Origin of the sequence: Parasphingorhabdus sp. (assembly GCF_036964565.1) — a bacterium.
GTDB lineage: Bacteria > Pseudomonadota > Alphaproteobacteria > Sphingomonadales > Sphingomonadaceae > Parasphingorhabdus.
Genome location: NZ_JBALTN010000015.1, coordinates 27,803 through 53,841 on the forward strand (window position 1 = coordinate 27,803; position 26,039 = coordinate 53,841).

At 61.5% G+C, this 26,039-nt stretch carries 30 protein-coding genes; 11 read left to right on the forward strand and 19 right to left on the reverse strand.

From position 1 onward, the window contains the following. Positions 1-15 precede the first annotated feature (15 nt). Positions 16-228 carry a DUF4287 domain-containing protein gene (locus V7650_RS16670; protein ID WP_335657343.1) on the forward strand — a complete coding sequence of 71 codons (213 nt, stop codon included), beginning with the start codon at positions 16-18 and terminating at the stop codon, positions 226-228. A gap of 103 nt (positions 229-331) precedes the next feature. After that, positions 332-589: a DUF2171 domain-containing protein gene (locus V7650_RS16675; protein WP_335657344.1), complete on the forward strand. Its 258-nt coding sequence runs from the start codon at positions 332-334 to the stop codon at positions 587-589. Between the two features lie 372 nt (positions 590-961). Here the strand turns inward: V7650_RS16675 and V7650_RS16680 are convergent, their stop codons facing one another. Then, positions 962-1,372: a hypothetical protein gene (locus V7650_RS16680; RefSeq protein WP_335657345.1), complete on the reverse strand. Its 411-nt coding sequence runs from the start codon at positions 1,370-1,372 to the stop codon at positions 962-964. Between the two features lie 97 nt (positions 1,373-1,469). Continuing rightward, complete coding sequence (gene gloB / locus V7650_RS16685) at positions 1,470-2,192, reverse strand: hydroxyacylglutathione hydrolase (protein ID WP_335657346.1); 723 nt, start codon at positions 2,190-2,192, stop codon at positions 1,470-1,472. 177 nt (positions 2,193-2,369) lie between these two features. Here gloB and V7650_RS16690 point away from each other — a divergent pair, with 177 nt between their 5' ends. Then, entirely contained in the window at positions 2,370-4,028 is a 1,659-nt protein-coding gene (locus tag V7650_RS16690) for a sensor domain-containing diguanylate cyclase (RefSeq protein WP_335657347.1), read from the forward strand. Between the two features lie 13 nt (positions 4,029-4,041). On the opposite strand, the gene V7650_RS16695 is transcribed toward V7650_RS16690, so the two are convergent. Next, a complete protein-coding gene (locus tag V7650_RS16695) occupies positions 4,042-4,461 on the reverse strand; it encodes a VOC family protein (RefSeq protein ID WP_335657371.1) in 420 nt (139 codons plus the stop codon). 132 nt (positions 4,462-4,593) lie between these two features. On the opposite strand from V7650_RS16695, the gene V7650_RS16700 reads away from it, so the two are divergent. Continuing rightward, positions 4,594-5,313, forward strand: a complete 720-nt coding sequence (locus V7650_RS16700; RefSeq protein WP_335657348.1) for an SIMPL domain-containing protein — start codon at positions 4,594-4,596, stop codon at positions 5,311-5,313. 15 nt (positions 5,314-5,328) lie between these two features. On the opposite strand, the gene V7650_RS16705 is transcribed toward V7650_RS16700, so the two are convergent. The 3 genes from V7650_RS16705 to V7650_RS16715 form a co-directional block, all read right to left on the reverse strand. After that, positions 5,329-6,168 carry a tetratricopeptide repeat protein gene (locus V7650_RS16705; RefSeq protein WP_335657349.1) on the reverse strand — a complete coding sequence of 280 codons (840 nt, stop codon included), beginning with the start codon at positions 6,166-6,168 and terminating at the stop codon, positions 5,329-5,331. A gap of 43 nt (positions 6,169-6,211) precedes the next feature. Further along, the gene (locus V7650_RS16710; protein ID WP_335657350.1) at positions 6,212-6,958 is read right to left on the reverse strand and encodes an alpha/beta hydrolase; all 747 of its coding nucleotides are present in this window, start codon (positions 6,956-6,958) and stop codon (positions 6,212-6,214) included. Positions 6,959-7,115: 157 nt separating this feature from the next. Beyond that, a complete protein-coding gene (locus V7650_RS16715; RefSeq protein WP_335657351.1) occupies positions 7,116-7,463 on the reverse strand; it encodes a hypothetical protein in 348 nt (115 codons plus the stop codon). A 290-nt stretch (positions 7,464-7,753) separates the two neighbouring features. Here V7650_RS16715 and thrS point away from each other — a divergent pair, with 290 nt between their 5' ends. After that, the gene (gene thrS, locus V7650_RS16720; protein WP_335657352.1) at positions 7,754-9,760 is read left to right on the forward strand and encodes a threonine--tRNA ligase; all 2,007 of its coding nucleotides are present in this window, start codon (positions 7,754-7,756) and stop codon (positions 9,758-9,760) included. A gap of 135 nt (positions 9,761-9,895) precedes the next feature. Further along, positions 9,896-10,435, forward strand: a complete 540-nt coding sequence (gene infC / locus V7650_RS16725) for a translation initiation factor IF-3 (protein WP_335657372.1) — start codon at positions 9,896-9,898, stop codon at positions 10,433-10,435. Positions 10,436-10,603: 168 nt separating this feature from the next. Here infC and msrA read toward each other — a convergent pair whose 3' ends face one another. The 5 genes from msrA to V7650_RS16750 form a co-directional block, all read right to left on the reverse strand. Next, complete coding sequence (gene msrA, locus V7650_RS16730; protein ID WP_335657353.1) at positions 10,604-11,335, reverse strand: peptide-methionine (S)-S-oxide reductase MsrA; 732 nt, start codon at positions 11,333-11,335, stop codon at positions 10,604-10,606. A 6-nt stretch (positions 11,336-11,341) separates the two neighbouring features. Continuing rightward, on the reverse strand, positions 11,342-11,500 hold the full coding sequence (locus V7650_RS16735; protein WP_335657354.1) for a hypothetical protein: 159 nt from the start codon (positions 11,498-11,500) through the stop codon (positions 11,342-11,344). A 346-nt stretch (positions 11,501-11,846) separates the two neighbouring features. Then, positions 11,847-13,049, reverse strand: coding sequence for a pyridoxal phosphate-dependent aminotransferase (locus V7650_RS16740; RefSeq protein WP_335657355.1), 1,203 nt, complete (start codon positions 13,047-13,049; stop codon positions 11,847-11,849). Positions 13,050-13,116: 67 nt separating this feature from the next. Further along, positions 13,117-13,428 (reverse strand): alkylphosphonate utilization protein, encoded by a 312-nt coding sequence (locus V7650_RS16745; protein WP_335657356.1) that lies wholly within the window; start codon positions 13,426-13,428, stop codon positions 13,117-13,119. After that, positions 13,428-14,717, reverse strand: a complete 1,290-nt coding sequence (locus V7650_RS16750; RefSeq protein WP_335657357.1) for an O-acetylhomoserine aminocarboxypropyltransferase — start codon at positions 14,715-14,717, stop codon at positions 13,428-13,430. Before V7650_RS16750 ends, V7650_RS16745 begins: the two co-directional genes overlap by 1 nt. Before the next feature lie 488 nt (positions 14,718-15,205). On the opposite strand from V7650_RS16750, the gene V7650_RS16755 reads away from it, so the two are divergent. Next, positions 15,206-15,691, forward strand: a complete 486-nt coding sequence (locus V7650_RS16755; RefSeq protein WP_335657358.1) for an MgtC/SapB family protein — start codon at positions 15,206-15,208, stop codon at positions 15,689-15,691. Positions 15,692-15,734: 43 nt separating this feature from the next. After that, a complete protein-coding gene (locus V7650_RS16760; protein WP_335657359.1) occupies positions 15,735-15,926 on the forward strand; it encodes a DUF3008 family protein in 192 nt (63 codons plus the stop codon). A gap of 77 nt (positions 15,927-16,003) precedes the next feature. Here V7650_RS16760 and V7650_RS16765 read toward each other — a convergent pair whose 3' ends face one another. After that, complete coding sequence (locus tag V7650_RS16765) at positions 16,004-16,369, reverse strand: PRC-barrel domain-containing protein (RefSeq protein ID WP_335657360.1); 366 nt, start codon at positions 16,367-16,369, stop codon at positions 16,004-16,006. 264 nt (positions 16,370-16,633) lie between these two features. Here V7650_RS16765 and V7650_RS16770 point away from each other — a divergent pair, with 264 nt between their 5' ends. After that, the gene (locus V7650_RS16770; protein ID WP_335657361.1) at positions 16,634-17,128 is read left to right on the forward strand and encodes a pyridoxamine 5'-phosphate oxidase family protein; all 495 of its coding nucleotides are present in this window, start codon (positions 16,634-16,636) and stop codon (positions 17,126-17,128) included. Between the two features lie 29 nt (positions 17,129-17,157). Here V7650_RS16770 and V7650_RS16775 read toward each other — a convergent pair whose 3' ends face one another. From V7650_RS16775 to pabB, 3 genes are all read right to left on the reverse strand, one after another. Beyond that, the gene (locus tag V7650_RS16775; protein ID WP_335657362.1) at positions 17,158-17,544 is read right to left on the reverse strand and encodes a hypothetical protein; all 387 of its coding nucleotides are present in this window, start codon (positions 17,542-17,544) and stop codon (positions 17,158-17,160) included. 92 nt (positions 17,545-17,636) lie between these two features. After that, entirely contained in the window at positions 17,637-18,584 is a 948-nt protein-coding gene (locus V7650_RS16780) for a sulfite exporter TauE/SafE family protein (protein ID WP_335657363.1), read from the reverse strand. A 76-nt stretch (positions 18,585-18,660) separates the two neighbouring features. Then, entirely contained in the window at positions 18,661-20,454 is a 1,794-nt protein-coding gene (gene pabB / locus V7650_RS16785) for an aminodeoxychorismate synthase component I (protein WP_335657364.1), read from the reverse strand. Between the two features lie 70 nt (positions 20,455-20,524). Here pabB and V7650_RS16790 point away from each other — a divergent pair, with 70 nt between their 5' ends. Beyond that, complete coding sequence (locus V7650_RS16790; protein WP_335657365.1) at positions 20,525-22,465, forward strand: S9 family peptidase; 1,941 nt, start codon at positions 20,525-20,527, stop codon at positions 22,463-22,465. A 139-nt stretch (positions 22,466-22,604) separates the two neighbouring features. Beyond that, complete coding sequence (locus tag V7650_RS16795) at positions 22,605-22,973, forward strand: VOC family protein (RefSeq protein ID WP_335657366.1); 369 nt, start codon at positions 22,605-22,607, stop codon at positions 22,971-22,973. Between the two features lies 1 nt (position 22,974). Here V7650_RS16795 and V7650_RS16800 read toward each other — a convergent pair whose 3' ends face one another. From V7650_RS16800 to V7650_RS16815, 4 genes are all read right to left on the reverse strand, one after another. Further along, positions 22,975-23,661 (reverse strand): crotonase/enoyl-CoA hydratase family protein, encoded by a 687-nt coding sequence (locus V7650_RS16800; RefSeq protein WP_335657367.1) that lies wholly within the window; start codon positions 23,659-23,661, stop codon positions 22,975-22,977. A 141-nt stretch (positions 23,662-23,802) separates the two neighbouring features. Continuing rightward, the gene (locus V7650_RS16805; protein ID WP_335657368.1) at positions 23,803-24,924 is read right to left on the reverse strand and encodes a kynureninase/PvdN C-terminal domain-containing protein; all 1,122 of its coding nucleotides are present in this window, start codon (positions 24,922-24,924) and stop codon (positions 23,803-23,805) included. Then, positions 24,921-25,718 carry a tryptophan 2,3-dioxygenase gene (locus tag V7650_RS16810; protein ID WP_335657369.1) on the reverse strand — a complete coding sequence of 266 codons (798 nt, stop codon included), beginning with the start codon at positions 25,716-25,718 and terminating at the stop codon, positions 24,921-24,923. The genes V7650_RS16805 and V7650_RS16810 overlap by 4 nt, the downstream gene beginning before the upstream one ends. A 62-nt stretch (positions 25,719-25,780) precedes the next feature. After that, positions 25,781-26,039: ATPase, T2SS/T4P/T4SS family (locus tag V7650_RS16815; protein WP_442955324.1), on the reverse strand; the 259-nt coding region annotated here is incomplete at its 5' end.

The following is a 26,039-nucleotide window of genomic DNA, read 5'->3' on the forward strand; positions in this document are numbered from 1 at the left end:
TGGAAAATTTTGCCGATGAGCACAGACAAGATCAAGGGCCCGGCCTCCTATTTCCCGTCCATCGAAAAGACATATGGCCGGCCGATCGCTGAATGGCAGGCCTTGGTCCGCGCCGCGCTGCCGGCGAAACATATGGAGCTGGTCGCGATGCTGAAGGAACGGCACGGGATCGGCCACGGCCACGCCAATGCGATCGTGGCCCATACGCTGGCCGGGGACAAGGCTTAGAAGCCTGCACACCCGCAGTCTGGATGACGACAATCCATCTCTTTTGGAACGGGGCCGCGCGCCGCGCGTTGACTGCACAGAGCAACAAAAAGAGGAACGCAACATGGTCGATAAAGCCCAGATCAAGGAACATATGGAAGTCATCGGCGCCGACGGCGTGCACGTCGGCACCGTGGACCATCTCGACGACAGCGGCGAGCGGATCAAGCTGACCAAGACCGACAGCCCCCAGACCAAGAGCGGCAAGGGTTCGGGCCACCATTATCTGCCGCTGGGCCTGGTCGCCGAGGTCGAGGGCGACAAGCTGCGCCTCTCGGCAACCGGCGAAAACGCCGTGAACATGTTTGAGGAAGCCGAATAAAGTCCCACGTGACGATCGACCAAGCCGGCGGCACCACCTTCCGGGACAAAAGCGCTTTCCTACAGCCCCTGTCTTGCGATAGGATGTCGCCGGCTCTTTGACATTTTTGACCGGTAAATCCGCGACTGAAATGGCGCGTGCCCCGTCGCCCCGAATTTGACAGTGGCTTTTGAAAGGTCACACTCGGCAGGGGTCCGATATCCAACAATCACCGGAATTCCGGGGGTTCGGGGCGAAAGTCACAGAAATTAAAATGCTGCGTTTGTGTAAGGCACGCCCCCGAAATGCGAACGCGTCCGGCGGTCGCAATCCGGGCCGAATTTCGGAATCGAAATGATTAGGACCTCAGCCGCCGGAACCGGCTGCCCAGGTTTAGTCCGTGTTTTTGGTATAGGGGACAAATTCACCGAACGCGCAGCTGCCCATGGTCATTCTGCTCGCGCTGTCGATCAGCTGGATAATCTCGCCCTGACACAAAGACGACGTCGGGCGGCTGTATGACAGGGTGCTGCGGTCGGCGTTGCGGCAGCCACCGTAGGGCTTGTTAACGTAAATCGTGTTGGCGTTGCGGCTCGAGCCGAAGATCAGGATATCGTCGCTGATCACGGTCATCTCGCGCTGATCGTTCATGCTGATGCAGGATTTCGCCTCGCCGGCCGTGCGGCCCGCCAGTTTCTTGTCAAGCTGGGTCTGCTGTTTTTCGGTGAGCTCCATCTTGTCTTTGCTGACGGCGGGCGCAGCAAGAAGCAGCGCTGCCGGGATGGCGAGAAGCAGTTTGTTCATAACCTGTTTCCTGTTGTTGGTTCTCTGTCGGCTATCTTGTGCACGAAGCGGGCTGAACCGGGAATGAAGCGAAGCCGCAGCGATGGCCGCGCGCTTCTCAGAAATTGTCCTTGGCCGTCCGCCTTGCCGCCAGCTCCTCGACCGAGTCCGCGCGCATGAACGGGTTGGTCGCGCGCTCCTGCCGGATCGTTGTGGGTACCGTCGCCTCGCCGCGCGCGCGCAGCGCCAGCACCTCGGTCATCCGTTCCTTCAGCGCCATATTGTCCGGCTCCGCGACCAGCGCATATTCGCCGTTGCTCTGTGTATATTCATGAGCGCAGTAGATCCTGGTGCTGTCCGGCAGCGCCTCCAGCTTGCGCATATTGTCGTACATCTGCGCCGCCGTCCCCTCGAACAGCCGGCCGCAGCCCATCGCGAACAGGGTGTCGCCAACGAACGCGACCTTTTCTGAGGGCATATGAAAGGCGATATGCCCAGCGGTATGGGCCGGCACATCGATGACCTCGGCGGTCACTTCGCCCAGCTTCACCGTGTCGCCTTCCCGCACCATCGCGTCCAGCGTCGGGATTCGTTCCCGCTCCGCTTCGGGTCCGGTGATCCGGCAGCCGGTCGCGTCCTTGATCGCGGCATTGCCGCCGGTATGGTCGGGGTGCCAGTGGGTGTTCCAGATCTGGGTGATGGTCCAGCCGCGCTTTTCCGCCTCGGCCAGCACCGGGTCGGCGACCGCGGGATCAACCACCATCGTCTCGCGGGACTCGGGTTCATGGACCAGCCAGACATAATTGTCGGACAACACGGGGATGCGGATAATCTCTAACATGATCGGCAAATTACCGCAAAATTCAAATATTGTCGATGGTTAACCCTAAAATAGGAGTTTCGCCCTATCCGCACACTCTCTGCGGAATCAAAATTTGGAAGGGGCATATTTTTGCGTTTGCTTGTCGCAATGCTGGCTTGGCTATGCCTCTGTTCCCCCGCGCTTGCGGAGGTTCCGATGTCGGACAATCTGTGCACGCAGAGCAGCGCGATGGATGTGACCGCAGCAGCATTGCTGACCTCCGGCAAGCCCTTCAATTGCACCGATAGGAAATATGCGGTCGAAGGTCCCCGGGTGTGGGTGAAGATTCCGTTTCTGGCAGATACAATTCCGGCGGGGACGGTCGAGGTGCAGGGCGACAATAACGGCCTGACGACCATGCAGGTGCATGCGGTGCTGGACGACGGCACGCTCCTGTCGTCGCTGTTCACGGAACGGGCCGTGGTGGCGAGCTGGCGGCCCAAGGGCCAGTACGGCCTGCCCATCCCGGGCACCGACAATCCGGATATCCGCAACCGGATTCGGAATGTCTACATCGCCATGGACCACCCGAAAGTGGTCAGTTCCATGTCATTGATCCAGCTGGCATCCAAAGCCAAATGGGACGAACGCAAGCTGCCGCTCTCGATCATGTTTGCCGTGCTTTGCGGCATGGCGGCCATGCCGCTGATCTACAATCTCTTCTTCTACGGTGCCCTGCGCTACAATTTCATGCTGTGGCACAGCCTCATGATCACCGCGACCGTTGGCTATACCTTCAGCTCCTCCGGCCTGATCTTCATTGCATTTCCCGGAATGGATCTCACCAGCAAGATGCTGCTCAACTACTGGATGCTGGCATTCGGCGTTGCTGCCGGCGGCATTTTCCTGCTGCGCTTCGTCGAACCGGGCAAATTGGCGCCCTGGCTGCAGGCCGCCATATTCATGACAGCAATGCTGCCGGTCCTGGTCACCGCATTGGTGCTGCGAATAGACGACAGCTACAGCATGGACGCGCGCAACTATTATCATGCGTCCTTCATCCCGTCGTTTCTGGTCGTGATCTATGCCATGGGACATGCGGTCCGCCGCGGCAGCCGGGCAATCTGGTTTCAAATCGCGGGCTGGATACCGATCATCTGCTTCAGCATGGACCGGGTTGCCCGCGGCATGGATCTCTATATCGGATGGCCGGTACTGGACTACGGTCTTTATTTCACCCTGGTGCTGGAAACGATCATTCTTGCGCTCGGAGTAGCAAATCGCATTTTCCGTCTTCGGCAGGAGCATGAAGATTCCTTGCGCCAACAGGTTGAACTGACTTTGCTGGCCGACACGGACGGCCTTACAAATCTCAACAATCGCCGCTCCTTTGAACGGGAATTCCGCCGCAACCAGCGTGAACACTGCTACAGCCACCTTGCCATTTTCGACATCGACTTTTTCAAGCGCGTCAATGATCGCTACGGCCACGAAATCGGGGACACGGTGTTGCGCGTGGTCGGCGAAAAGCTGGCGAGCATGCCACATTTCGCGGCCCGGATCGGCGGCGAGGAATTTGCCCTGCTGATCCGGAACGGCAAGCCGGAAAGGCGCAAGAACTATCCGGTCAATATCCTTGCCGAAGTATGTGAAGCCCTGATCCGGACGGTGCATGATCAGGTCCCCGAAATTCAGGAATCGGTGACATTTTCCGTCGGTCTCGCCAAGATCACCAGAAACAATTCCCTGCGCACGGTTATGGCGCTGGCCGATCGTCGCCTGTATGACGCGAAGGCCAACGGTCGCAACCAGATTGTATGGCTCGACCTGTCTCCCGCAACACCTGCAAAGCCAGCCGGGACAGCCTCGGTCTAGCGTTTTCCGGCTGTCACCACTCGCCGGTATTCTCCATGCTGGCCCAAGGCTCGGTCACCGGAAGACTTTTTCCCTTTTGCAGCAGTTCGACGGAAATATTGTCCGGCGTCCGCACAAACGCCATATGGCCATCGCGCGGCGGACGATTGATGGTGACCCCTGCATCGCTAAGCTTTTGACACAACGCATAGATGTCGTCGACGGCATAGGCGAGATGCCCAAAATTACGTCCGCCATCATATTGCTCCGGCGCGCTGCCGTCTTCGGCGGGCCAGTTATAGGTAAGCTCGACCTCCGCCACATCCATCTGCCCCGGACCGGCGAGAAAGATCAACGTAAATCGCCCCTGCTCGCTGTCATACCGGCGCACTTCCTCCAGCCCAAGAAGTCCGAAAAACGCGACGGTGGCTTCTGGATCACTCACTCGCAGCATCGTATGCAAATATTTTATGGTCACCGACCACCTCCATTCGTCGCTATTCAGAAACGGTTCATCGCATGCACTGCAAATCTGATCCGGGTATTCGGAACAGCCTAAGCGGCTTTTGAGACGAGGGAAAGAGTGATGAGCGAGAAATTTATCGAGAGCAGGAACAAAATCTGGCTGGCCAGCGCCGGCCTGTTGACCATTGGCCTGATTGTCGGAGGATATCTTCTCGGCGATGGACTGCTACGAGCAAAAATGGCGGATCGCAGCGTGACCGTAAGAGGCTTGGCCGAACGGGATGTGACCGCTGATCTCGCGACTTGGACCATTGCATACAGCGCCCAGTCCACGGACCTGCAAAGCGCCCAGACCGATATAGATCAGGACACCGATGCCATCACTGCGTTTTTCAAGGAACTCGGGTTTCAGGCAGACGCGCTCAAGCCAACGGGCGCCAACGTGAATCAATATAGCAATAACGGCATCCCCCAATATACCATCCGCCAGCGACTCAGCCTTCGCACAAATGACATCGACAAGGCCCAGGCCGCCGTCGCACGACAGTTCGATCTTGTTCGTCGTGGCGTGGTGCTGGAGGACGGATCGGGGATGAGCTACACATTTACCAAACTCGAAGACATCAAGCCCGAAATGGTCGCTGAAGCCACCAAGGATGCCCGCAAGTCTGCCGAACAATTTGCCGAAGATAGCGGCACCGATGTCGGCGGGATCAAGTCCGCGACCCAAGGATATTTCAGCATCGACAGCCGCGACGGCGACGCAGGCGGCTATGGCGTAACCGACACGCCCTACAAGAAGGTGCGGGTGGTCACGACGGTGAATTTCTATCTGGACTGATCGCCGGCATCCGCCCTATTCGGCGACGGCGCTATCCAGTTGCGCGAGATAGCGGCTGGCCGCCTTGGCGGAAGCGCTGTCCGGATCGAACTTGACCGCCTGCTCCCAGTTGGCCTTGGCATTTGCCATATCGCCCGCTTCATAGGCGATATTGCCGGCTTCCAGCGCGATCGCGGGATCGGTGGCGACCAGCTTCGCGGCCGCAGCAATGTCCGCCTTGGCTCGCTCGAGATCGCCCATCCGCCGAGCCAGCGTCGCCGACAGCAGCCAGCCAAGCGGATCTTCGGGCACCAGTTGGTGCACCGCGGCAAATTCGGCCTTGGCCTCGTCATAGCGCTCCAACGAAACAAGAGCGCGCGCCTGGTCCAGATGCACCTCGCCCTTCAGCAACCCGTCGGGACTGTCGAGCGCCAGCGCCGCGGCAAGATAGGTGAGAGCCAGATCCGCATCGCCCTTGGCCAGCGCGGCATTGCCGGCCTGCGACCAGAAATTGGCCGCGCGCTCGTCGCCGGCGGCCTGCGCCGCTTCCGCCGCCTGCACGAATTCCGGCACGGCCTTGGCCCAGTCCTCCGATTCCGCATAGGCGAAGCCGAGGCAGTTGCGCGCCAGATAGCCGCCGCCTTCCAACTGCCACCTGTTCGCTGCCAGCAAGCCGGCAGCGGGATCGTCGACCGCCTGGTCGACGCACTGGTCCCAGCGCACGTCGCTCGGCGTCTTCGCCCTGGGCGCTGGTGCCTTGGCAGCAGCCTTCGCCTCGGGCCTGGTCGCGGATGGCCGGAGCACCGGATCAATCGGGGAACCGTAAGGGGTCGCCGATTGCATCAGCAGGGGCAGAAGAAGAAGCGACGAAATCATGGGCGGGATATCCGTTGTCGGCTTGGGTTAATGAGGACCGCGCTTATCCCAGTCGCGACAGGATATCGATCAGCAGGGCAATATCCTGATCCCGGGACAGGCGGTGATCGCCGTCCTTTACCAGATGGACCTGCACATCGTCTGAACGGATTTTCTTCGCCGTCTCCAGACTATATTCCCACGGCACGTCGGCGTCCCGCTGGCCATGCAGCAGGCGAACTGCGCCGTCAAACGTGATCTCCTTGTGCAGCAGGCGGCTGCTGTCGCCCGACTGCCAGAAGGTCCGGGTCGTGACGTAGGGCTCATCGGAATATTCGCTGGCCTCTTCCAGCCTGCCGTCGCGTAGGATCGTCATCTTCTGCTCCTGGGTAAAGCCCCAGTCAGTAAAGTCCGGAGCGGCGGCGATACCGACCAGATTCTTGACCCGCATCGGCCGCGACAGCGCGACCAGCAGCATCAGCCAGCCGCCCATCGACGAGCCGATCAGGGTCACCGCCCCCGAGGTCACCTTGTCGATCAGGAACAGCGCGTCGTCGCGCCAGTTGATCAGGCTCTGCTCCTCGAACTCACCGCCGCTGGCGCCGCACCCTGCATAGTCGAACCGCAGCATCGCCCTGCCCTGTTGCTTTGCCCAGGCATCGACCGCCAGCGCCTTGCCGCCTTCCATGTCGGACATATAGCCGGGCAAAAACACCAGCGTCGTGCCCTTCACGCCCGGCTTGGGTGGAGTAAAGCAATAGGCCAGCGTGGCGCCGGCCGGCCGGTCAAGATAGAGAATCTCGTCTTCCATATAGCTCCCAATTCGTGCTCCCGCGAAGGCGGGGGTCTATCTCCAGCCCTATAACCAAAAAAAGGAGCTAGAGAAGGTGTAGTATCAAAATCCCGGAGACGGGCGCCCGACGCTTCCTTTCACGGGACAAAGTCCCAATCTTACCCGGACAGCCGCATCAGGTAGCAGCGAAGTAAACAATCGCGAGACAGAGAATGGCGATGATCAGCATGCCCGTATTCGATATTGACGGTGGTTTCCTCAGGGGAAGCAGGGCGGAAAGCTCCGGCGGAATATCGCCCTTGATCCCCAACTTCCAGCTGCTTCGCACCTTGATGCCATCCTCAAGGCCAAACACATGAGATTCTCCCTCCTTGCCGCGGTAGACCAGATCGCCGAAAAAATAGGGCTCGCTGCGCCATTGCTGTTCGTAGAGCGAAAAGGTTTTACCGATCACTTCAATCCGCACCCGGCGTTTCAGGGCGCTGTCACCGTCAATAAGCCAGGCAGTCGCAGGATGAGACATGGACAAAGCCTAAATCAACTTTCGGCCAAGTGCACCATGTTTCTGGCTGTTTTCGACTGTTCAACCCACCCATTCAATCGCTTTTTCCAGAGATTGGCGTTTTCAAACGTCCTGTGCCGGCCACAACCCCTGGTATCGCCTGCAAAGGCATTGACGCTCTGGCAGGAAAACTTCATCTGATTTGGTTGACTTGAAATCCCAAAAGACTAAGTCAAACCCAGCCTGACGATGGCCGATTTGCAAGCCTTCACAGGCACCAACCTTGACAAACTTTGAGATAACCTGAGCCCATGACCGAGATGATCAAGATCACCCTTCCCGACGGTAGCACGCGTGAAGTGGCCATGGGCACTACCCCCGCACAGATTGCCGCGGACATTGGGCCGGGCCTCGCAAAGGCTGCGCTGGCCGCGAAGATTGACGGCGAGTTGCGCGACATCATGCGCCCGCTGGAGGAAGATACCGAACTGGCTCTGGTCACCTCCCGCGACGAGGAAGACGCGCTGGAACTGGCCCGCCACGACTATGCCCATATCCTGGCCGAAGCGGTGCAGAACCTGTTTCCGGGCACCCAGATCACTTTCGGCCCCTCGACCGATGACGGCTTCTATTATGACTTCGCGCCCGCTGGTGACCCGTTCACCGACGAGGATCTGCCAAAGATCGAAGAGGAGATGAAGCGGATCATCGCCGCCGACAAGCCGCTTCGTCGCGAAGTCTGGGACCGCGACGACCTGATTGCCCGCTGGCAGCAGGACGGCGAGACGTTCAAGGCCGAATGGGCCGCCGAACTGCCGGAAGGCGACGAGATCACCGTCTATTGGTCGGGCGACGACTGGATGGACATGTGCCGCGGGCCGCATCTGGCCTCGACCGGCAAGCTCGACCCGCAGGCGTTCAAGCTAATGCGCGTGTCGGGCGCCTATTGGCGTGGTGACCAGCGCAATCCGCAGCTGTCGCGCATCTACGGCACCGGCTGGCTCAACAAGAAGCAGCTGGCTGCCCATCTGGTGCGCCTCGAGGAAGCGGCCAAGCGTGATCACCGCAAGCTCGGCCAGGAAATGGACCTCTATCATATCCAGTCGGAAGCGCAGGGCAGCATATTCTGGCACGCCAAGGGCTTCGTTATCTGGCGCGAGCTTGAGGCCTATATGCGTCGTGCAATCGATGGCGCCGGATATGACGAGATCAAGACGCCCCAGCTGATGGACGTACGCCAGTGGGAGCAATCCGGTCACTGGGGGAAATATAGCGAGAACATGTTTGCCGTCCCCGACGAGGTCCCCGATGCCGAGGGCGAAGGTCCGGTGATTACGGGGACCGAAGGCATGATGGCGATCAAGCCGATGAACTGCCCTGCCCACGTGCTGGTCTTTCGCCAGGGCATCAAAAGCTATCGCGACCTGCCCTTGCGCCTTTTTGAACATGGCTGCTGCCACCGCAACGAGCCCCATGGCGCGCTCCACGGTCTGATGCGCGTTCGCCAGTTCACGCAGGATGACGCCCATATTTTCTGCCGTGAGGACCAGATCGTCGAGGAAGTACGGGCGTTCTGCGCATTGGCCGAGCGCGTCTACAAGGAAATGGGCTTCGAGGGCTTCGCCATCAAGCTGGCGCTGCGCCCGGACAAGCGCTTTGGTTCCGATGCCGACTGGGACAAGGCCGAGTCAGAACTGCGACAAGCGGTCGTCGATGCAGGCATGGCGACCGAGGAATATGGCTGGGAAGAGCTTCCCGGCGAAGGTGCCTTTTATGCCCCCAAGCTCGAATGGCATCTGACCGACGCGATCGGTCGCACCTGGCAGGTCGGCACGATACAGTCAGACCGCGTACTGCCCGAGCGACTCGACGCCAGCTATGTCGGGGAAGATGGAGACCGCCATCGCCCGGTGATGCTGCATCGTGCGATTTTCGGAAGCTACGAACGCTTTATCGGCATATTGATCGAACATTTTGCTGGGAAGATGCCGCTCTGGCTGGCTCCGACCCAGGCCGTGGTTGCGACGATCGTGACCGATGCCAATCCATATGCCGAACAGGTGGCCGCGAGGCTGAAGGCCGTCGGCATTCGCGTCGAGGCCGATCTGCGCAACGAGAAGATCAACTACAAGGTGCGCGAACATTCGGTCGGCAAGGTTCCGAATATTCTCGTCGTCGGCATGCGCGAGGCCGAGGAAGGCAAGGTTGCCCTGCGCCGGCTGGGCCAGAAGGAACAGGAATTCCTGACCCTCGACGAAGTCGTTTTAATGCTTCAGAAAGAGGCACTGGCACCGGACTTGAAATCGGCTGCACAATAGCGATATAAGCCTCAAGCTGTTGCATTCGCACCACGGCTTACGGGGCTTATATCTCTTTCGCTATCAAGAAGGCTTTATTCCCGTAAGCTTTGCGGCTATTGAGCCAGCATAGACAACCACTCAGGAGTATTTAACATAGCTGCACCACCTCGCCGCCCTACGCCGCCCGTCAAAGGCGGCCCGCGATTCAATGATCTGATCAATTCCGACACCGTAAGGGTTATCGACGACAAGGGCGAAAACCTTGGCGTGATGAACACAAGGGAAGCGATCGAGCGAGCAGCAGAAGTTGGCCTCGACCTGGTCGAGGTCTCTCCGAACGCGCAGCCACCGGTTGCGAAATATCTCGACGTCGGCAAGTTCAAGTACGAGGCCCAGAAAAAGGCCAATGCCGCGCGCAAGACCCAGAAGGTCCAGGACGTCAAGGAAATCAAGATGCGTCCGAATATCGACGATCATGATTATGACGTGAAGATGCGCAACGTGAACAAGTTCATCGACAATGGCGACAAGGTCAAGGTCACCCTTCGCTTCCGCGGCCGTGAAATGTCGCACCAGCAGCTCGGTATGGCCCTGCTCGTCCGGGTGCAGGAAGACATGAAGGAAACCGCCAAGGTCGAAGCCTATCCGAAGCTTGAAGGCCGTCAGATGCTGATGGTGCTCAGCCCGAAATAGGGCTGGCGGCTAGCGGGCGTCGATTCGGGCGATCCACAGAAATGCGACGCCTACCACCAACGCGGTAACTGCGATCAGGATTTCGAATTCGTGGTTTACCATTTCGTCCTCTGCGATTGCCTGCTCCTATCAGAAACAGGCTAACAGCCGGTTAAACGGCCGCGGGTCTCAGGTGACCGGCGCCGCCCGATATTGGCCGGGGAAATGGCGTTTCAGATTGGCCAGCTTGGGTTTGTCCCAGCGGACAATGTAGCCATGGTTCGGGTTATCCTGCAGAAAATTCTGGTGATAGGATTCGGCGGGATAGAAGGCCTTATAAGGTTCAAGCCGGGTCACGATCGGCTGCTTCCAGTAGCGACCCTTCTCCAGTTGCGCGATATAGGCGCGAGCGGCCTTGGTCTGGGCCGGGTTCATCGGCACCAGCGCGCTGCGATACTGCTTGCCGCGGTCGGGGCCCTGGGCGTTGAGCATCGTCGGATCGGCGGTGACCGAGAAGAAAATCTGCATCAGCTTGCCATAGCTGACCTGATCGGGATCATAAACCACGCGCACCGCTTCGGCATGATCGGTAAGTCCGGCACTGACCAGCTTGTAGGAAGCGCTGCGCTTGGTGCCGCCATGATAGCCGGACGCGGCGCTGATCACCCCTTTGGTGTGTTCGAACACCGCCTCGACACCCCAGAAACAGCCGCCGGCAAAGATCGCCACCGCACGCTTCCCGGTTTCTCTGGCATCGCTGCGCGGCGGCGGGATCACGGTCGCCTTTTCCGCTGCGTGGGCCTTGCCCACCAGAACCGAGGCGTGGTCCGTCGGCAGGGTCGAATCGATCCCGGCCCATACCGCCCCGAAAGCGGCAAAAGCGAAACCAAAGGCAATGGTGCGGGAGAGCGTGGGATTCATCGGTATCTAGCTCAGCAACTGGCTTGCCGCACTGACGGTGGACGACAGATTCTGCCCCAGATCGCTGCGTTGCTCGGCTGGCTGCATGACGAGCAGCATGAGCGCGCCGGCGAGGAAGCCGCCACCGAGGCTGTAGGTCAAATCGGACTTCAGAAATTTCATCATCTTCTGTTCCTTGGGGTTCTGCTGTTGATTCGCAAATATCCGCCTGCTGGTTACAGTTACTAATATAGTTTTCCTGTCGCCGCTGTGAACCTGATCACAGGGGCATATTCAGTTTGCGGCCGAGAAGCATTTCTATCGGCCTTCCAACGCCGGAGACTATTCATGTCGCGCGGCAGTTCTCTACGCGAATGCCTCCGACGGGGCGGGCTTGCCTCGCTGCCCTCGGTCACACAACGACCGGGGGAGGGAACGCCAAACCGACACGAAGCGGAGGCAAGCGCTACCGCGCGCGCAGCGTCAGCGAGGATAACCAAGGGCGCGGATGCGCCCGCCCGGCGCTTGAAGTCTAAACTAACGCCGAGCAGGCGCGCTGGATCCGGGTGCAGGCCTCGGTCAGGATTTCTTCCGAGGTCGCGTAGCTGATCCGGAAGGCCGGCGACAAGCCGAAGGCGGCACCATGGACGGCAGCAACCTGCGCCTCTTCCAGGAAATAGGTGATCAGGTCCTCGTCGGTCTTGATCACCTGGCCCTTGGGCGTGGTCTTGCCGATCACGCCGCTGGCATCGGGATAGACATAGAAGGCGCCTTCCGGTGTCGGGCATTCGAGACCGGGCGTATCGTTCAGCATCGAGACGACCAGATCGCGGCGGCGTTCGAAGGCAGCGTTGCGCTCGATCAGAAAATCCTGCGGTCCGTTCAGCGCGGCCACGGCAGCGGCCTGCGAAATGGAGCTGGGGTTGGAAGTCGACTGCGACTGCAACTTGGCCATCGCCTTGATCAGCCAGGCCGGTCCGCCGGCATAGCCGATCCGCCAGCCGGTCATCGCATAGGCCTTGGAAACGCCGTTGACGGTCAGCGTGCGGTCATACAGGTCCGGGCAGACCTGCGCGATGGTGGCGAACGGGAAGTCCGCATACCAGATATGTTCGTACATATCGTCGGTCATCACCATCAGATTCTGGTGCGGCAGGATCACCTCCGCAAGCGCCTTTAGCTCGTCCGCGCTGTAGGCGGCACCGGTCGGGTTGGAGGGCGAGTTCAGGATCAGCCATTTGGTCTTGGGGGAGATGGCCGCTTCCAGCTGCGCCGGACTGATCTTGTAATTCTGGTCCGCGCCGGCCTCGATGATCACCGGGACACCGCCCGCATAATTGACGATGTCAGGATAGCTGACCCAATAGGGTGCCGGGATGATCACTTCATCGCCCTCGTCGAGCGTCGCCACCAGCGCGTTGAACAATGTGTGCTTGCCGCCGTTGTTGACGGTGATCTGGCTGGTTTCATAGGTCAGCCCGTTGTCGCGCTGGAACTTGCCGACGATCGCCTTCTTCAGTGCCGGCGTGCCATCGACAACGGTATAGTTGGTGTCGCCATCGCGGATCGCCTGGATCGCGGCTTCCTTGACGAAATCGGGCGTGTCGAAATCGGGTTCGCCCGCCGACAGGCCAATGACATCCACGCCCTGGCCCTTGAGTTCGGAGACCTTTGCCGACATGGCGAGGGTCGCGGAGGGCTGGATACGGCCGAGAGCTTTGGAAATATTGGTCATCGAAAATCCCGTTGCAAGGAGTTGGCGCGGGTTTGCCTAATCAGAAACGTGTTGCACTGCAACAGCGCTATTGCCCGCCGCTACGTTTTTTCACGAACTCGGCCCGCAGCACCAAGCCCTTGATACCTTCGTGCCTGCAATCGATCTCCTGCGCGTCGCCGGTCAGCCGGATCGACTTGATCAATGTGCCGCGTTTCAGCGTCTGGCCCGCGCCCTTGACCTTGAGGTCCTTGATCAGGGTGACGGCATCGCCGTCGGCCAGGATGTTACCGACCGCGTCGACCACTTCCGGCCCACTCGTCCGCGCCGCCGCATCCTCCGGGCTCAGCCATTCGCCGCTGTCCTCGTCATAGATATATTCGCCTGCGCCTTCGCTCATCACAGCGACTCCAGCGCTTGGCGCATATCGGCGATGATATCGTCGATATGCTCGATCCCGACCGACAGCCGCACCACGTCGGGTCCGGCGCCGGCGGCGACCAGTTCCTCGGCCGACAGCTGGCTGTGGGTGGTCGAGGCGGGATGGATGATCAGCGAGCGCGTGTCGCCGATATTGGCGAGATGGCTGAACAGCTTGACCGCACTGACCAGCTTGACGCCCGCGTCATAGCCACCCTTCAGGCCGAAGGTGAACACCGCCCCGCCCTTGCCGCCGAGATATTTCTGCGCCAGCGGATGATATTTGCTGTCCGGCAGCCCGGCATAGGACACCCATTCGACCTCGTCGCGGCCCTGCAGCCATTTCGCGAGCGCCAGCGCGTTGTCGCAATGCCGCTCCATCCGCAGCGCCAGCGTTTCCATGCCGGTCAGGATCTGAAAGGCGTTGAACGGTGCCAGCGCCGGTCCGAGATCGCGCAACGACAAGGCGCGGGCCGCCAGAATGAAGGCCATTTCGCCAAAGGCCTCGGTGAAGATCTTGCCGTGATAGCTGGGATTGGGCTGGTTGAGAAATGCGAACTTGTCGCTCTGCGTCCAGTCGAACTTGCCGCTGTCGATGATCAGGCCGGCGATCGAATTGCCGTGGCCGCCGAGAAACTTGGTGCCGCTTTCCACAACGATATCCGCACCATGCTCGATCGGCCGGCAGAGCACCGGCGAGGCCATGGTATTGTCGACGACCAGCGGGATGCCGGCCGTGTGCGCGACCTCGGCAATCGCTGCGATATCCTGCACGACGCCGCCGGGATTGGCGAGGCTTTCGATGAATACGCAGCGGGTCCCGGCGGTGATCGCATCCTTGACCGCGCCGACATCATCGGCATCGACGAAGCTGACGTTCCAGCCGAATTTCTTCACGCTGTGGCCGAGCTGGTTGAGCGAGCCGCCGTAGAGCTTCTTCGCCGCAACGATATGCGCGCCGGGGTCCATCAATACATGGAACACCAGCAGCTGCGCCGCATGGCCGGAAGCCACCGCCAGCGCGCCGACGCCGCCCTCCATCGCCGCAATCTTGCCCTCGAGCGCACCGTTGGTCGGATTCATGATCCGCGTGTAGATATTGCCGAAGGCATCGAGATTGAACAGATCGGCGGCATGGGCGGCATCGTCGAACACATAGGAGGCGGTCTGATAGATTGGCGTGATCCGCGCATTGGTCGTCGGATCCGGTGCGGTCCCGGCGTGGACGGCCATCGTTTCGAGGTGGGATGTGTCGACAGGATCGGTCATTGCGGGACTCCGTTGCTGATATGGGCGTGGGCTATGGGATCGATGCGCCTTTTACCAGAGACTTTGCCGGGATGGCGGAGAAAAATAATCACAGGGTCACACAGGGTCACACCCCCTAAAGCGCAACAAGATAGGGTGGCGATTGGGAACTAGAGGTTCAGAAAAACGCTCCTGTTGCTGACAAACTTGACACAAATGACAGGAAAGAGGGCAGAAATTCGGTCGAGTGGTGCGCCTGGAGCGATGGACCGACAGGCTTTGCGACGGCTGATACGGGGGAGATGTGGCGCGTTCATAAGGACAGTTTACCGTATTGCGGGGGGTGTAGGAAAGCGGTTTCTGGACAAACCGTCATCCCGCTTTGAGCACATTTTCGTCGACGAACCGGATAGCACACGGCCTGCGCCGCGGGTAAAAAACACCGAATGGCCGTTTTCCAATGCGCACCATATTGTGCAACAAATCTGCACCCTGCGCGTTTTCCCCCAATGGCAGATTTCTTCACCGGACCGGACAGCATATCCTGGGCCGAGGCGCTGTGGCGGCTCGGCGCAGCGACGCTGCTGCCGTTCCTGATCGGGCTGGAGCGATTTCTGAGGACCAAGCCGATCGACTTTCGGCCGTTTGTGATTATCTCGGTCGCCGCCTGCGCGCTCGCGATCGGGGCGATGGAATTGCTGGAGACGGTCGCCTATCCGGAGAGCCAGATCGATCCAAGCCGGATCTTCGAGGGCGTTATCACCGGCATCGGCTTTCTTGGTGCCGGCGCCATCTTCCGCGAGGGCAGCTTTGTCCAGGGCGCCGGCTCGGCCGCCGCCATTTGGGCTGCCGGCGCGATCGGCCTGCTCTGCGGTTTCGGCGAGATCTGGCTGGGTGCCGTGGTTGCCGGCATCGTGCTGACGGTGCTGATCGCCAGCGCACCCTTTACCGCGCACTGGGACCCCGCGGAACGCGAAGGCCCGCCGGTCCCGTGACCCTGTCTGCCATACCCCCCAACCAGCGAAGAGGAGTTGAACCATGCCAGCCAAATCGAACGCCCAGCAGCGCGCCGCCGGAGCGGCGCTGTCCGCCAAGCGCGGCGAGACCAAGGTCGGCGAACTGAAGGGCGCATCCAAGGACATGTATGACAGCATGACCGAGGACGAGCTGGAAGAATTTGCCAGCACCAACCGCGAGGGTCTGCCTGATAAGGTCGATGACGACGACTAGGCGCATCGTGAACGCGCAATAAAAAGCCGGGCGGAATCTGTTCCGCCCGGCGTCTTTCGCTTATTCCGCTGCTGGTGTTACCAGTAAGGGGTCACCGTCCAATATTCATAGACGCTGGCCTGGTAATCGCGATCATAGGCGCGGTTCTCGTCCTTGCTGTCAAACCGCGGCGCGTCCATCAGCTGTTCCTTGGTCACATCGATGCAATAGCCACCAAGGTCGGTGTCATAGTCGAGCTTGGACCATGGGATGCTGTGCTTCTCATCGCCGATTCCCAGAAAACCGCCTGCGGAAATAACCACGTCGGTCACATTGCCGCCGCGCTTGTCGATCAGCAGCTTGTCAACCGAACCGATCTTGCCCTTGTCGGGACCATATACGGTGGTTCCGTCAACGCGATCACTGCCGATTACGGTGCTATCTTTTTCTGCCTGCATCATCATATCTCACTCCTTCATTCATTCAGGGCATAGCCGCATGGCGACCCAGTGGATGGGGGAGGGTCGGTGCCATGTGGCTACATCAAATCAACGGGCGGGCTCGCAAATCGTTCCGGGAAATCCGCGAATTTTTTCAGAATCACGGCCGGCTTCGCAGGCGCCGCGAACCGTCTTCCGTGGCGCTCCGACGAACAGAATATGCGGCTGTCGTGCAACCTTATCGAAGCGGTGCGTTGATTGTCAGAGAGACAAAAAGGAAACAGAACCATGAGTGATGCCGATATGAACAAGACCGCAGACAGCGACAAGATCCGCAAGAAATTCTGGAAGGCCATGGCCGACAGCCCGTGCGTCATGATCGCGCTGGAAGGCGATCTGCGCCACGCCATCCCGATGCGGGCGCAACTCGATAAGGATGCCAACAGCGCGATCTGGTTCTATACGTCGGGCCACAATCGACTGGCCAAGGGCGGCGCGGCGATGATGCAATTTTCTGCCAAGGGCCATGACCTGTTTGCCTGCGTATCGGGCAACCTGACCGAAGAGACCGATGAGGCAATCATCGACAAGCACTGGAACAACGCTGCGGCTGCCTGGTACGAAGAAGGGCGGCAGGACCCGAGCCTGCTGATGCTGCGTCTCGACCTGCACGATGCCGAAATCTGGGAAGCCGATCCCGGGGTGGTCGGGCTGTTCAAGATGGTCACCGGCATCACGATGAAGGGCGATGAACTGGGCGACCACGCCAAGATCCCGCTTTAGGCAGCGGCGGGGATGGCGACGCGCCGTCCTCAGCCCTGGCCGGTGACGGCCAGCACCAGCACCACAAAGGCATAGCCAAACAGACCGTAGAACAGCGCCCGGAAAACCGGATAGGGGATGCGCGCTCGGTGCGGCATGCCTTGCGGGTGAGCGATGCCAAGCCTCTCACCGATCACCGGGGTCGGAAAGGGCGTGACCAGCCGGTCGCGCACCTCCACCGGCTGCCCCGTCTCATCGAGAAAGCGGAAGATCGGGGTGTACAGCATCGCTCCACCCTTGCGCCTGAGCTCGTGCCGCACGATCACCGCCGACGTGCGGCGGACCGGGTTGCGCAGGAACGGCAGGTCGCGGCGCAGCGCCAGCGCCAATCCGGCACCCGATGCAGCGAGGCCAATCCACAGGAGTAATGTTTCCATGGGGAGGCGTTAGCAGGGATTTTTACGAGGCGGAATGGTGAAATCCCGGGACCGGGCCGGTAATCGTGAAACCGGGATGGAAGAGGTACCGGTCAATAGAACCAGTTCAGCACGATCAGATATACCGCCGACAGCACAATCCATGTGCCGTCAAGCGTCTTCAGGCGTTTCGCCCCGAGCCACAGCGCGATTGACCGGGCCAGAAAACCGCCGAGCACGGCCCCCGGTCCGGCCAGCAACACGATCTCCCAAGCGATGGTCCCGGCCTCGATATGCCAGATGCTGCCAACCAGCGCGCTGGCCGAGGAGATAACGCACGCGGTGCCAGTGCACAGCAGCACCGGATAATGGCGGATAAAAAGGTAGAGCGCGACCAGTTCGCCGATGCCGACCGAAAACAGCGCGGTCAGCGCGCCGCCCGGAATCGCGATCAGCAGCAGGACCCCGATATCGACCTTTTCCAGCCGCGCGCGTTCCGGCCGGCTGCTGTTGATCGTCCAGGTGGTGATGATCAGCGCCAGGCCGAGAAATATCGAAAAAATCTTGTAGCCGAGCAGGATCAGATGCCCGTCGACCACGGTCAGCCGCTGCATCGCCCACATCGCCGGCAGCGCCAGCGCCAGCACCACCCCGATGACCATCGCATAATCGCGGGGCCGGACCGGCACCTGCCCGGCCGAAGCCGCCGCGACCGGCTGGTGCAGCAGCCGGTCGGTCCAGCGCAGTCCGCCGACGGTCATGCCGAAGCTCTGGATCGCCATCGACGCGCCGGTGACCTGGAGCGGACTGACGGTCATGATCCCGTGCTCGCGCAGCGCGTTGAACACCGGCACGAACACGACGCCGCCGCCGGTGCCCGAGGTGTTGGCAATCACCGCCGCCAGCAGGCCGGTCCCGGGGAGGAACCACAGCTGGGCGAGCAGCATCGGATCATAGGTCGCAAACAGCAATATGCCGCCATAGAACAGCAGAAGCACCGCGCCGCCCGCCATGACCAGGCGGCCCGGCCCCGGGCGTCGGAAGCGACCCGAAATGATCACGACCGGGCGTTGACCGGGTGTCGCAGCGGCCCCCGTGCGTGATCACGGTGATTGGCGGACAGCCGATATGTACGCACTAGGCGACGAGGCCAGCGGCCAGCAGCCCACGGACGCTGTTGCCGAGCAGGAAGCCGTCGGCAAGGTCGGCGGCGGTAAGGTCGGCCTCGATCGCCTGCCCGTTCTCGATCAACTCTGCCCGCAGCACCCCCGGCAGCACGCCGCGCGCCAGCTTCGGGGTCAGCAGCTTGCCGTCGCGCTCGACAAAGATATTCCAGATCGCGCCTTCGGTGACAAAGCCGTCGGGGTCGACAAAGACCGGGTGGACGCCGTCCGCCAGCCCACCATCTTCTTTGGCGATCTGATAGATGCGCCGGTCGCTGGTCTTGTGGTGGAGGCGGTAGTCCTGCGGATCTGCGGTCATCGGCACCAGCCGGCAGGGAACCGGCTCGGCGAGCGGCTGCGGCAGTGGACGGAGCTCGATGGCGATGGCGCCGGACCGGCCCAGCATCAGCCGGACCATGGCGGGCTTTTCCTGGTGGAAGGTGATCGCCTGGATGGTGTTGCGGGCAGCGTGGCGGTCGAACTCGAATTCCAGCGCGGCGGCGCTGGCCTTCATCCGCTCGAGATGCGCCTCGAGCCGGTTGATGCCGCTGGCCGGCTCGAACGCCATGGTCTCGATCAAATCCACGCCTGTGCCCCCGCTCAGTTTTGCAAATCGTCCCTTGGCGAGACATTCCCGCCACTCGTCATCCCCGTCAGAGTCCGCCACTATCCCAGAGCCGAGGCCGATGGAAAGACTTTCTTTGCCGGCTTCGAGAAAGAAGGTGCGGATCGCGACGCTGAACGCGGCGTCGCAGTGGCCGTCCGCTCCCGGGGCGTCGATCCGGCCGATCGAACCGCAATAGATGCCGCGCCGATCCGGCTCGAGCTCTCCGATAATCTCCATCGCGCGGATCTTCGGGGCGCCGGTGATCGAGCCACAGGGGAATATCCGGCGGATGATGTCGACCGCGTCGAGCCCTTCCCTCAGCTGCGCCGTCACCGTCGAGGTCATCTGGTGGATGGTCGGATAGCTTTCGACATGGAACAGCTGCGGCACCCCGACGCTGCCCTGCTCCGCCACCCGCGACAGGTCGTTGCGCAGCAGGTCGACGATCATCAGATTTTCGGCGCGCTGCTTGGGATCGCCCTGCAACTGCGTGCGCACGGCGCGGTCCGCCACCTCATCAGCGACCCGGGCGGCGGTGCCCTTCATCGGCCGGGCGGTGATCCGGCCGCCCTTCAGCGCGAAGAACAGCTCCGGGGAAAAGGACAGGGTCCAGTTGCGTCCGTCGAACAGGACGCCGCCGTAGCCGGCCCTCGCGCGGTCGCGGATCGCCGCATAGAGGGCGAGCGGATGGCCGGCGTAGCGGGCGATGGCGCGGAAGGTCAGGTTCGCCTGATAGATGTCGCCGGCGACGATATAGTCCTGGACCCGGCGGAAGGCGTCGTCATAGTCGGCGCGCGTGATCGCGGGTTGCAGGCCGCCAAGCCAGGCACCGTCCGCGGCCGGGAGCATCGCCGGCAGGGCGGCAGGATCGAACTCCTCATAGTCGCGGAACAGGCCGAACCAGAGCAACGGCACCGAAGACAGGGTGCCGGGGTGCCCGGCCAGGCGCGGTTCGAGAGCCAGCCCGGCTTCGTAGGACAGATAGCCCGCGGCGTGCAGCCCCTGCCCGCCCGCTGCCGACAGTTTTTCGAGACAGGCGGCCAGCTCCTCGGCGCTGTCGGCCTGCAGCACCGCGACCGGGTCGCGGTAGAGCCGCGCCGGGGCGGCATCGCTCTCGCGCGCGTCGTCGAGCAGGACAAAGGGACGGTCAGCAGAAAACATGGCCCCCTCTAATTGCTTTTGTCCCGCTTCGTCCATAAACATCGCAAAACAGAACAGACGGGACGGGTTGATGATGCGCATTTGGATGGCGGGGATACTGGCGGCGGCGATGGCGACGGGGGCCGGATCGGCGCGGGCAGAGGATAGCGCACTTAAGCCGGGCGCGCTGGTCGCGGACCAGATTCCCGCGGTACCACTCGCGATGGTCGAGCGCACCCGCCCCTATATGGAATATCGCACCGCCAGCTTCGTCGACTGGGACCCGAAGAGCCGAGCGATGCTGGTGTCGACCCGCTTCGGCGATACCAGCCAGCTGCACCGGGTCGGGACCCCGATGGGCCAGCGCGAACAGCTGACCTTTGCCAGCGAGCCGGTGATGTCGGCCCAATATGCGCCGGACGGGTCGTCCTTGCTGTTCCAGAAGGACAGCGGCGGCAACGAGGTCAACCAGATTTACGCCTTAGCAAGCGGTCGCCCGAAACTGCTGACCGACGGCAGCAGCCGGAACAATCTTGGCCCCTGGTCGAGCAGCGGCAAGCTGCTTGCCTTCGGTTCGAACAAGCGCACCGGGCTTTACAATGACATTTATCTGATGAACCCGGCGGTTCCGGACAGCGCCCGGATGCTGGTCGCCTCGACCGGTGGCGGCTGGGTGCCGATCGATTTTTCACCCGACGACAAGCAGTTGCTGGTGTTCAACTATGTTTCGGTTTCCGACAACCAGCTCTATCTGATCGACATCAAGCAGGGAACGGCGCGCAAGATCACCGACAGCAGCCGGTCGATCGGCTATGCGGGGCTGACTTTCGCGCCCGATGGCCGGCTGTGGGCGGCATCGGATGACGGCAGCGATGTCAAGCGGCTGGGCATCGTCAATCTGGAAACCGCACAGTTCGAAGTCGTCATCGACGAGAAAGTCTGGGACATCATGGCGTTCGACATCAGTCCCGACGGCCGGTGGATTGCCTTTGAAGTGAACCAGGCGGGTCGGTCCCTGCTCGAATTCCACGATACCGAAAGCGGCACCACGCACAGCGTCGACGGGCTGCCGGTCGGCGTGATCAGCGGCATGAAATTTTCGCCCTGGGGGGAATTGGGGCTGACGCTCAACAGCAACCAGACCGGCACCGATGCCTATGGCATCAATCCCGAGACGCTGGCGGTGACCCGCTGGACCCGGAGCGAAACCGGCGGCCTCGACAGCGCCGACAATGTCGCGCCGGAGCTGGTCGAGATCGAAAGCTTCGACGGCGAGAAAATGTCCGGCTATCTCTACCGGCCCGATGCCCGCCGGCACAAGGGCAAGCGGCCGCTGATCATCAATATCCACGGCGGTCCCGAGGGGCAGACGACGCCGCGCTTCATCGGCCGGGACAATTATCTGGTCAACGAGCTGGGGATCGCGCTCTTCTATCCCAATGTCCGCGGGTCGACCGGTTTTGGCAAGCGCTTCGTGGCGCTCGACAACGGCCCCTGGCTGCGCGAAAACAGCGTGCTCGATATCGGCGCGTTTCTAGACCGGCTGCGCGGTGACGGGAAGATCGACCGCAAACGCATCGCCGTCACCGGCGGCAGCTATGGCGGCTACATGACCCTGGCATCGATGCTGCGCTATGGCGACAAGCTGGAGGCGGGGCTGGAGATTGTCGGCATATCCAATTTCGTCACCTTCCTCGAAAACACGCAGGCCTATCGCCGCGATCTCAGGCGCGTGGAATATGGTGACGAGCGCGATCCCGAGCAGCGCGCCAAGCTGGAGGCAATCAGCCCGCTGATCCGGGCGAGCGAGATCGACATACCGCTGATGGTCGTCACCGGCGCCAACGACCCGCGCGTGCCGGCCAGCGAGGCGGAGCAGATCGTTGCCGCGGTCCGCGCCAATGGACGCCCTGCCTGGCATCTGCTGGCGGAGAATGAAGGCCACGGCTTCCGCAAGAAAGCCAATGCCGACTATCAGTTCTGGGCGAGCCTGCTGTTCTGGCAGAAATATCTGCTGGGCGAGGCGAACTGAGGTGGACCGTGACAAAGGATGATGCGCCCCATGGTCTTGCAGGATATATTCCCGTCGGACCGGTGATCTGGGCCCTGTTGGCGGCGCTGCGCAGCCCGAAGATCCTGGCCGCCCGTGAATCTGTCAGAGGAGAAGGACAATGAAACTTGGAGCGTTTTCGATCAGCCTGTCGGTGAAGGATATTGCCCGGTCACGGGCCTTCTACGAGACGCTGGGGTTCAGCAAATTTCATGGCGAGGAAGCGCAGAAATGGCTGATACTGAAAAATGGCGATACGGTGATCGGCCTGTTCGAGGGCATGTTTCCGAAGAACATGCTGACCTTCAACCCGGGCTGGGACCAGGATGCGCAGGCCATCGATGATTTTGACGATGTGCGCGCAATCCAGAAATCACTGCTGGCGGCCGGCGTCGGACTGGACAGCCGAGCCGAAGGGGAAGCGGGGCCGGCCAGCATCATGCTGACCGATCCAGATGGCAATCCGATCCTGATCGACCAGCACCGCTAGGCTAGTTGCGCAAATTGGGGTGGTTGCCGATGCTCGCCCGGATCGCGTCCAGCGTCGGCTTGCGCATCGCCGATTTCTGATAGGCATAGGCATGGCCCGGCAGCTTGCCGAGTTGTCCGGCGATCGCGGTCGCCCGGGCGACCACCTGGTCGGGCGCGGCCAGCGCATCGAGATAGCCAGCTTCCACTGCGCCTTCCGGATCATAGATAAACGCCTGGATCATCGCCCGCGTCTGGTGCAGCGGGCTGAGACGGTCGCGCGCCAGCTCGACCGCAAAGACCGGCAGCGTCATGCCGGTGATCGATTCATTCGCGCCCAGCTTGAAATTGCCCGCCGCACCGATCCGGGTATCGCAGGCCATCAGCAGGAACACGCCCATGGCGATGGCGTGGCCGGTGCAGGCGGCGACCACCGGCAGCGGCCCGCCATAGAGACGCAGCACCAGTTCCGAGGCGCGATCAAGCAGACGGACGGAATCCTCGCGGGTGAAGCTGCCCATCATGCCGAGGTCGAAGCCGCCGGAGAAGCGCCCGTCGCGTCCGGTCAGGACGATCGCTTTGGCGGCCGCTTCGGCCTGGTCAAGCGCCGCGTTCAGTTGCTCCATCAGGGCGAAATTGATCGCATTGGCCTTGCCATCGTCCATGGTGATCAGGGCCACGTCATTCTGGATATCGACGGAAATGCTCATGCTCGTGCTCCTCGCAGCCGGTTTAATCGTTCAGTTAAACTGATCGAGAAAATGCGGCAGGTCAATGACAAAATCGGTGGGTCAAACCGCGGGAATGCGCGTGGCAAGCATGCGGACCAAGATGCCGTAACGGCGGATCGGTCAGGCCAGCGTGCCTAATATTTTTGACAAGAGGGCGACATCTTCCCGGTCATGATAGAGCGCAAAGCCGATCCGCAGGACATCGCCGCGAACGTCGGTCATCACATTCTGATCCGCCAGCGCGGCGTGGAGGGCGGCCGCCCGGTCGCCCCTGAATGCGAGGAAGCGCGCATGAGGACCGTCGTCCAGCGGGTTGAGCAGGTCGAAGCCGGCCATCGGGCTTTGGTCGAGAAACCGGGCTTGCAGGCCGGCAACATGATCGGAAATCACCGCCGTGGTCAGCCCTTCGCTGTGCAACAGAGTTTGGACCGCATTGAACCGGTACAGGCCGGAAGGATCGAAGGTGCTGCCGAGGAAGCGACGGCCATCGGGGGCATAGCCGACATCACCGGGCGGCAGCGCCAGATCATCGAACGCGGCATACCAGCCGGTCACCACCGGCCGCTGAGCATAGCCGGGCGGCGCGTGCAGGAAGCAGGCCCCCTCCCCCGCCATCGCATATTTGTAACCACCGGAAAGATAGAATATCCGGTCGGCGATCCGCGACAGATCGGTAGCGACCGCCATGAAGCCATGATAGCCGTCGATCACCACCCATGGGCCGTCGGGGCGCGCCAGATCGGCGAGTCCGTCCAGCTCGGACAGGACGGTGCCGGAATTGAACAGCACCTGGCTGGCGAAGATCAGGTCAAACGCGCTTCTCCGGGCGGTTTCCAGAACCCGCTCCGGCGGTGCCGTTTCGAGGCGGACCTGTCCCGCCTCGACCCAGCGGGTCATCTGCCGTCGAAAGCTGTGAAACTCGCCATCGGTCGCCAGCACCCTGACCGGCCTTGCGGGGATCGCGGACAGCAGCCGGACGATAAAATCATGGGTGTTGGGCGCGAAACACAGGGTCGCCGGATCGGGAAGATTCAGTTCGTCAGCGACATGCTGCTGCGCTTGCGACCAGACGGGACCCATGATCTGGTCCCATTTGTGATCGGCCAGCGTGGCGGCAGCCTCCCAAGCGGCGAGATGGCCGGCATGGCTGGCGTCGGGCCAGAGATGGTGGCTGTGGGCGGCGAAATGCAGGCGGTCGGGATCGGCGGCAAGAGATCTGGAAAACAGCTGTTTCCAGCTCATAGCTGGGTTCGCAGCGACCAGAGTTCGGGGAAGGCGCGCTTGGCCACGGTGCTCTGCAGATAGGAGACACCGGAGGTGCCGCCGGTGCCCATCTTGCCGCCGATGATCCGCTCCACGGTCAGCACATGCTTGTGCCGCCAGGTCGCCATCGCGTCGTCGAGATCGACCAGCTTCTCGGCCAGCTGATAAAGTTCCCAATATTGGTCAGGGTTGCGGTAGACTTCGAGAAAGGCCGCCTCGACCTGTGCCGATGGCTGATGCGGCTTGGCAAAGTCCCGGTCGAGCAGCTCCGGCGCGATCGCGAAGCCGGCCCGGGCCAGCGCCGCGATCGCTTCATCCCAGATGCTTGGCTGGTCCAGTGCGGCCTGCATCGCCGCCTGCGCCTCTGGCCGGTCGTCCTGATATTTCAAAAAGGCCTTGTCCTTGAGGCCAAGCATATATTCGACGGTGCGGAACTGGTCGGACTGGAAACCGGAACTGGGGCCCAGAACGTGGCGGAAACGGGTGTAGTCGCTGGGCGTCATCGTCGACAGGACATCCCAGCTGAGCGTCATCACTGCCTGGATGCGGCTGACCCGGGCCAGCGCCTTGTAGGCGGGCACCAGCGCGTCGGCGCGAACCTGCTTCTTGGCGAAGCGCATCTCGCGGATGATCTGCTTGAGCCACAATTCCTTGGTCTGGTGGATGATGATGAACAGCATCTCGTCATCAAGGTCGGAGCGGGGATGCTGCGCGTCGAGCAGCGTGTCGAGCGCCAAGTAGCGCGCATAGGTCATGGTGCTATTATCAGTCATGCGCAAGTGTAACGCCAGCGCATGCGAATGGGAAGAGCAGCAATGCGGTCGCCACCCTCCGGCTAGCCGATGAGCAGTGGCGCCGCTTCACTTTCCCGCCGCGAGATCCGAATCCCTTCCTCTGCGGTCGTCAGGCCTTCGCGGACCAAAGCGCGGGCAGCCGACCCGAGATTGGGCTGGCGCAGGAAGGCGTGCGAGGCGATGCGCGCCTCGTCGCCGCCATCATTGATCAGCTTGCGCAGGGTGTCGTCGATGCGGATTGCCTCGAACACGCCGATCCGGCCCTGGAACCCGGTCTGGCTGCGAACATTGCAGCCAGAC

Excerpts from the sequence above, each read along its gene's own strand:
- V7650_RS16670 (WP_335657343.1), top strand. The coding sequence starts at position 16 with ATGAGCACAGACAAGATCAAGGGCCCGGCCTCCTATTTCCCGTCCATC.
- V7650_RS16675 (WP_335657344.1), top strand. The coding sequence starts at position 332 with ATGGTCGATAAAGCCCAGATCAAGGAACATATGGAAGTCATCGGCGCC.
- V7650_RS16680 (WP_335657345.1), bottom strand. The coding sequence starts at position 1,372 with ATGAACAAACTGCTTCTCGCCATCCCGGCAGCGCTGCTTCTTGCTGCG.
- gloB (WP_335657346.1), bottom strand. The coding sequence starts at position 2,192 with ATGTTAGAGATTATCCGCATCCCCGTGTTGTCCGACAATTATGTCTGG.
- V7650_RS16690 (WP_335657347.1), top strand. The coding sequence starts at position 2,370 with ATGTCGGACAATCTGTGCACGCAGAGCAGCGCGATGGATGTGACCGCA.
- V7650_RS16695 (WP_335657371.1), bottom strand. The coding sequence starts at position 4,461 with ATGCTGCGAGTGAGTGATCCAGAAGCCACCGTCGCGTTTTTCGGACTT.
- V7650_RS16700 (WP_335657348.1), top strand. The coding sequence starts at position 4,594 with ATGAGCGAGAAATTTATCGAGAGCAGGAACAAAATCTGGCTGGCCAGC.
- V7650_RS16705 (WP_335657349.1), bottom strand. The coding sequence starts at position 6,168 with ATGATTTCGTCGCTTCTTCTTCTGCCCCTGCTGATGCAATCGGCGACC.
- V7650_RS16710 (WP_335657350.1), bottom strand. The coding sequence starts at position 6,958 with ATGGAAGACGAGATTCTCTATCTTGACCGGCCGGCCGGCGCCACGCTG.
- V7650_RS16715 (WP_335657351.1), bottom strand. The coding sequence starts at position 7,463 with ATGTCTCATCCTGCGACTGCCTGGCTTATTGACGGTGACAGCGCCCTG.
- thrS (WP_335657352.1), top strand. The coding sequence starts at position 7,754 with ATGACCGAGATGATCAAGATCACCCTTCCCGACGGTAGCACGCGTGAA.
- msrA (WP_335657353.1), bottom strand. The coding sequence starts at position 11,335 with ATGAATCCCACGCTCTCCCGCACCATTGCCTTTGGTTTCGCTTTTGCC.
- V7650_RS16735 (WP_335657354.1), bottom strand. The coding sequence starts at position 11,500 with ATGATGAAATTTCTGAAGTCCGATTTGACCTACAGCCTCGGTGGCGGC.
- V7650_RS16740 (WP_335657355.1), bottom strand. The coding sequence starts at position 13,049 with ATGACCAATATTTCCAAAGCTCTCGGCCGTATCCAGCCCTCCGCGACC.
- V7650_RS16745 (WP_335657356.1), bottom strand. The coding sequence starts at position 13,428 with ATGAGCGAAGGCGCAGGCGAATATATCTATGACGAGGACAGCGGCGAA.
- V7650_RS16750 (WP_335657357.1), bottom strand. The coding sequence starts at position 14,717 with ATGACCGATCCTGTCGACACATCCCACCTCGAAACGATGGCCGTCCAC.
- V7650_RS16755 (WP_335657358.1), top strand. The coding sequence starts at position 15,206 with ATGGCAGATTTCTTCACCGGACCGGACAGCATATCCTGGGCCGAGGCG.
- V7650_RS16760 (WP_335657359.1), top strand. The coding sequence starts at position 15,735 with ATGCCAGCCAAATCGAACGCCCAGCAGCGCGCCGCCGGAGCGGCGCTG.
- V7650_RS16765 (WP_335657360.1), bottom strand. The coding sequence starts at position 16,369 with ATGATGATGCAGGCAGAAAAAGATAGCACCGTAATCGGCAGTGATCGC.
- V7650_RS16770 (WP_335657361.1), top strand. The coding sequence starts at position 16,634 with ATGAGTGATGCCGATATGAACAAGACCGCAGACAGCGACAAGATCCGC.
- V7650_RS16775 (WP_335657362.1), bottom strand. The coding sequence starts at position 17,544 with ATGGAAACATTACTCCTGTGGATTGGCCTCGCTGCATCGGGTGCCGGA.
- pabB (WP_335657364.1), bottom strand. The coding sequence starts at position 20,454 with ATGTTTTCTGCTGACCGTCCCTTTGTCCTGCTCGACGACGCGCGCGAG.
- V7650_RS16790 (WP_335657365.1), top strand. The coding sequence starts at position 20,525 with ATGATGCGCATTTGGATGGCGGGGATACTGGCGGCGGCGATGGCGACG.
- V7650_RS16795 (WP_335657366.1), top strand. The coding sequence starts at position 22,605 with ATGAAACTTGGAGCGTTTTCGATCAGCCTGTCGGTGAAGGATATTGCC.
- V7650_RS16800 (WP_335657367.1), bottom strand. The coding sequence starts at position 23,661 with ATGAGCATTTCCGTCGATATCCAGAATGACGTGGCCCTGATCACCATG.
- V7650_RS16805 (WP_335657368.1), bottom strand. The coding sequence starts at position 24,924 with ATGAGCTGGAAACAGCTGTTTTCCAGATCTCTTGCCGCCGATCCCGAC.
- V7650_RS16810 (WP_335657369.1), bottom strand. The coding sequence starts at position 25,718 with ATGACTGATAATAGCACCATGACCTATGCGCGCTACTTGGCGCTCGAC.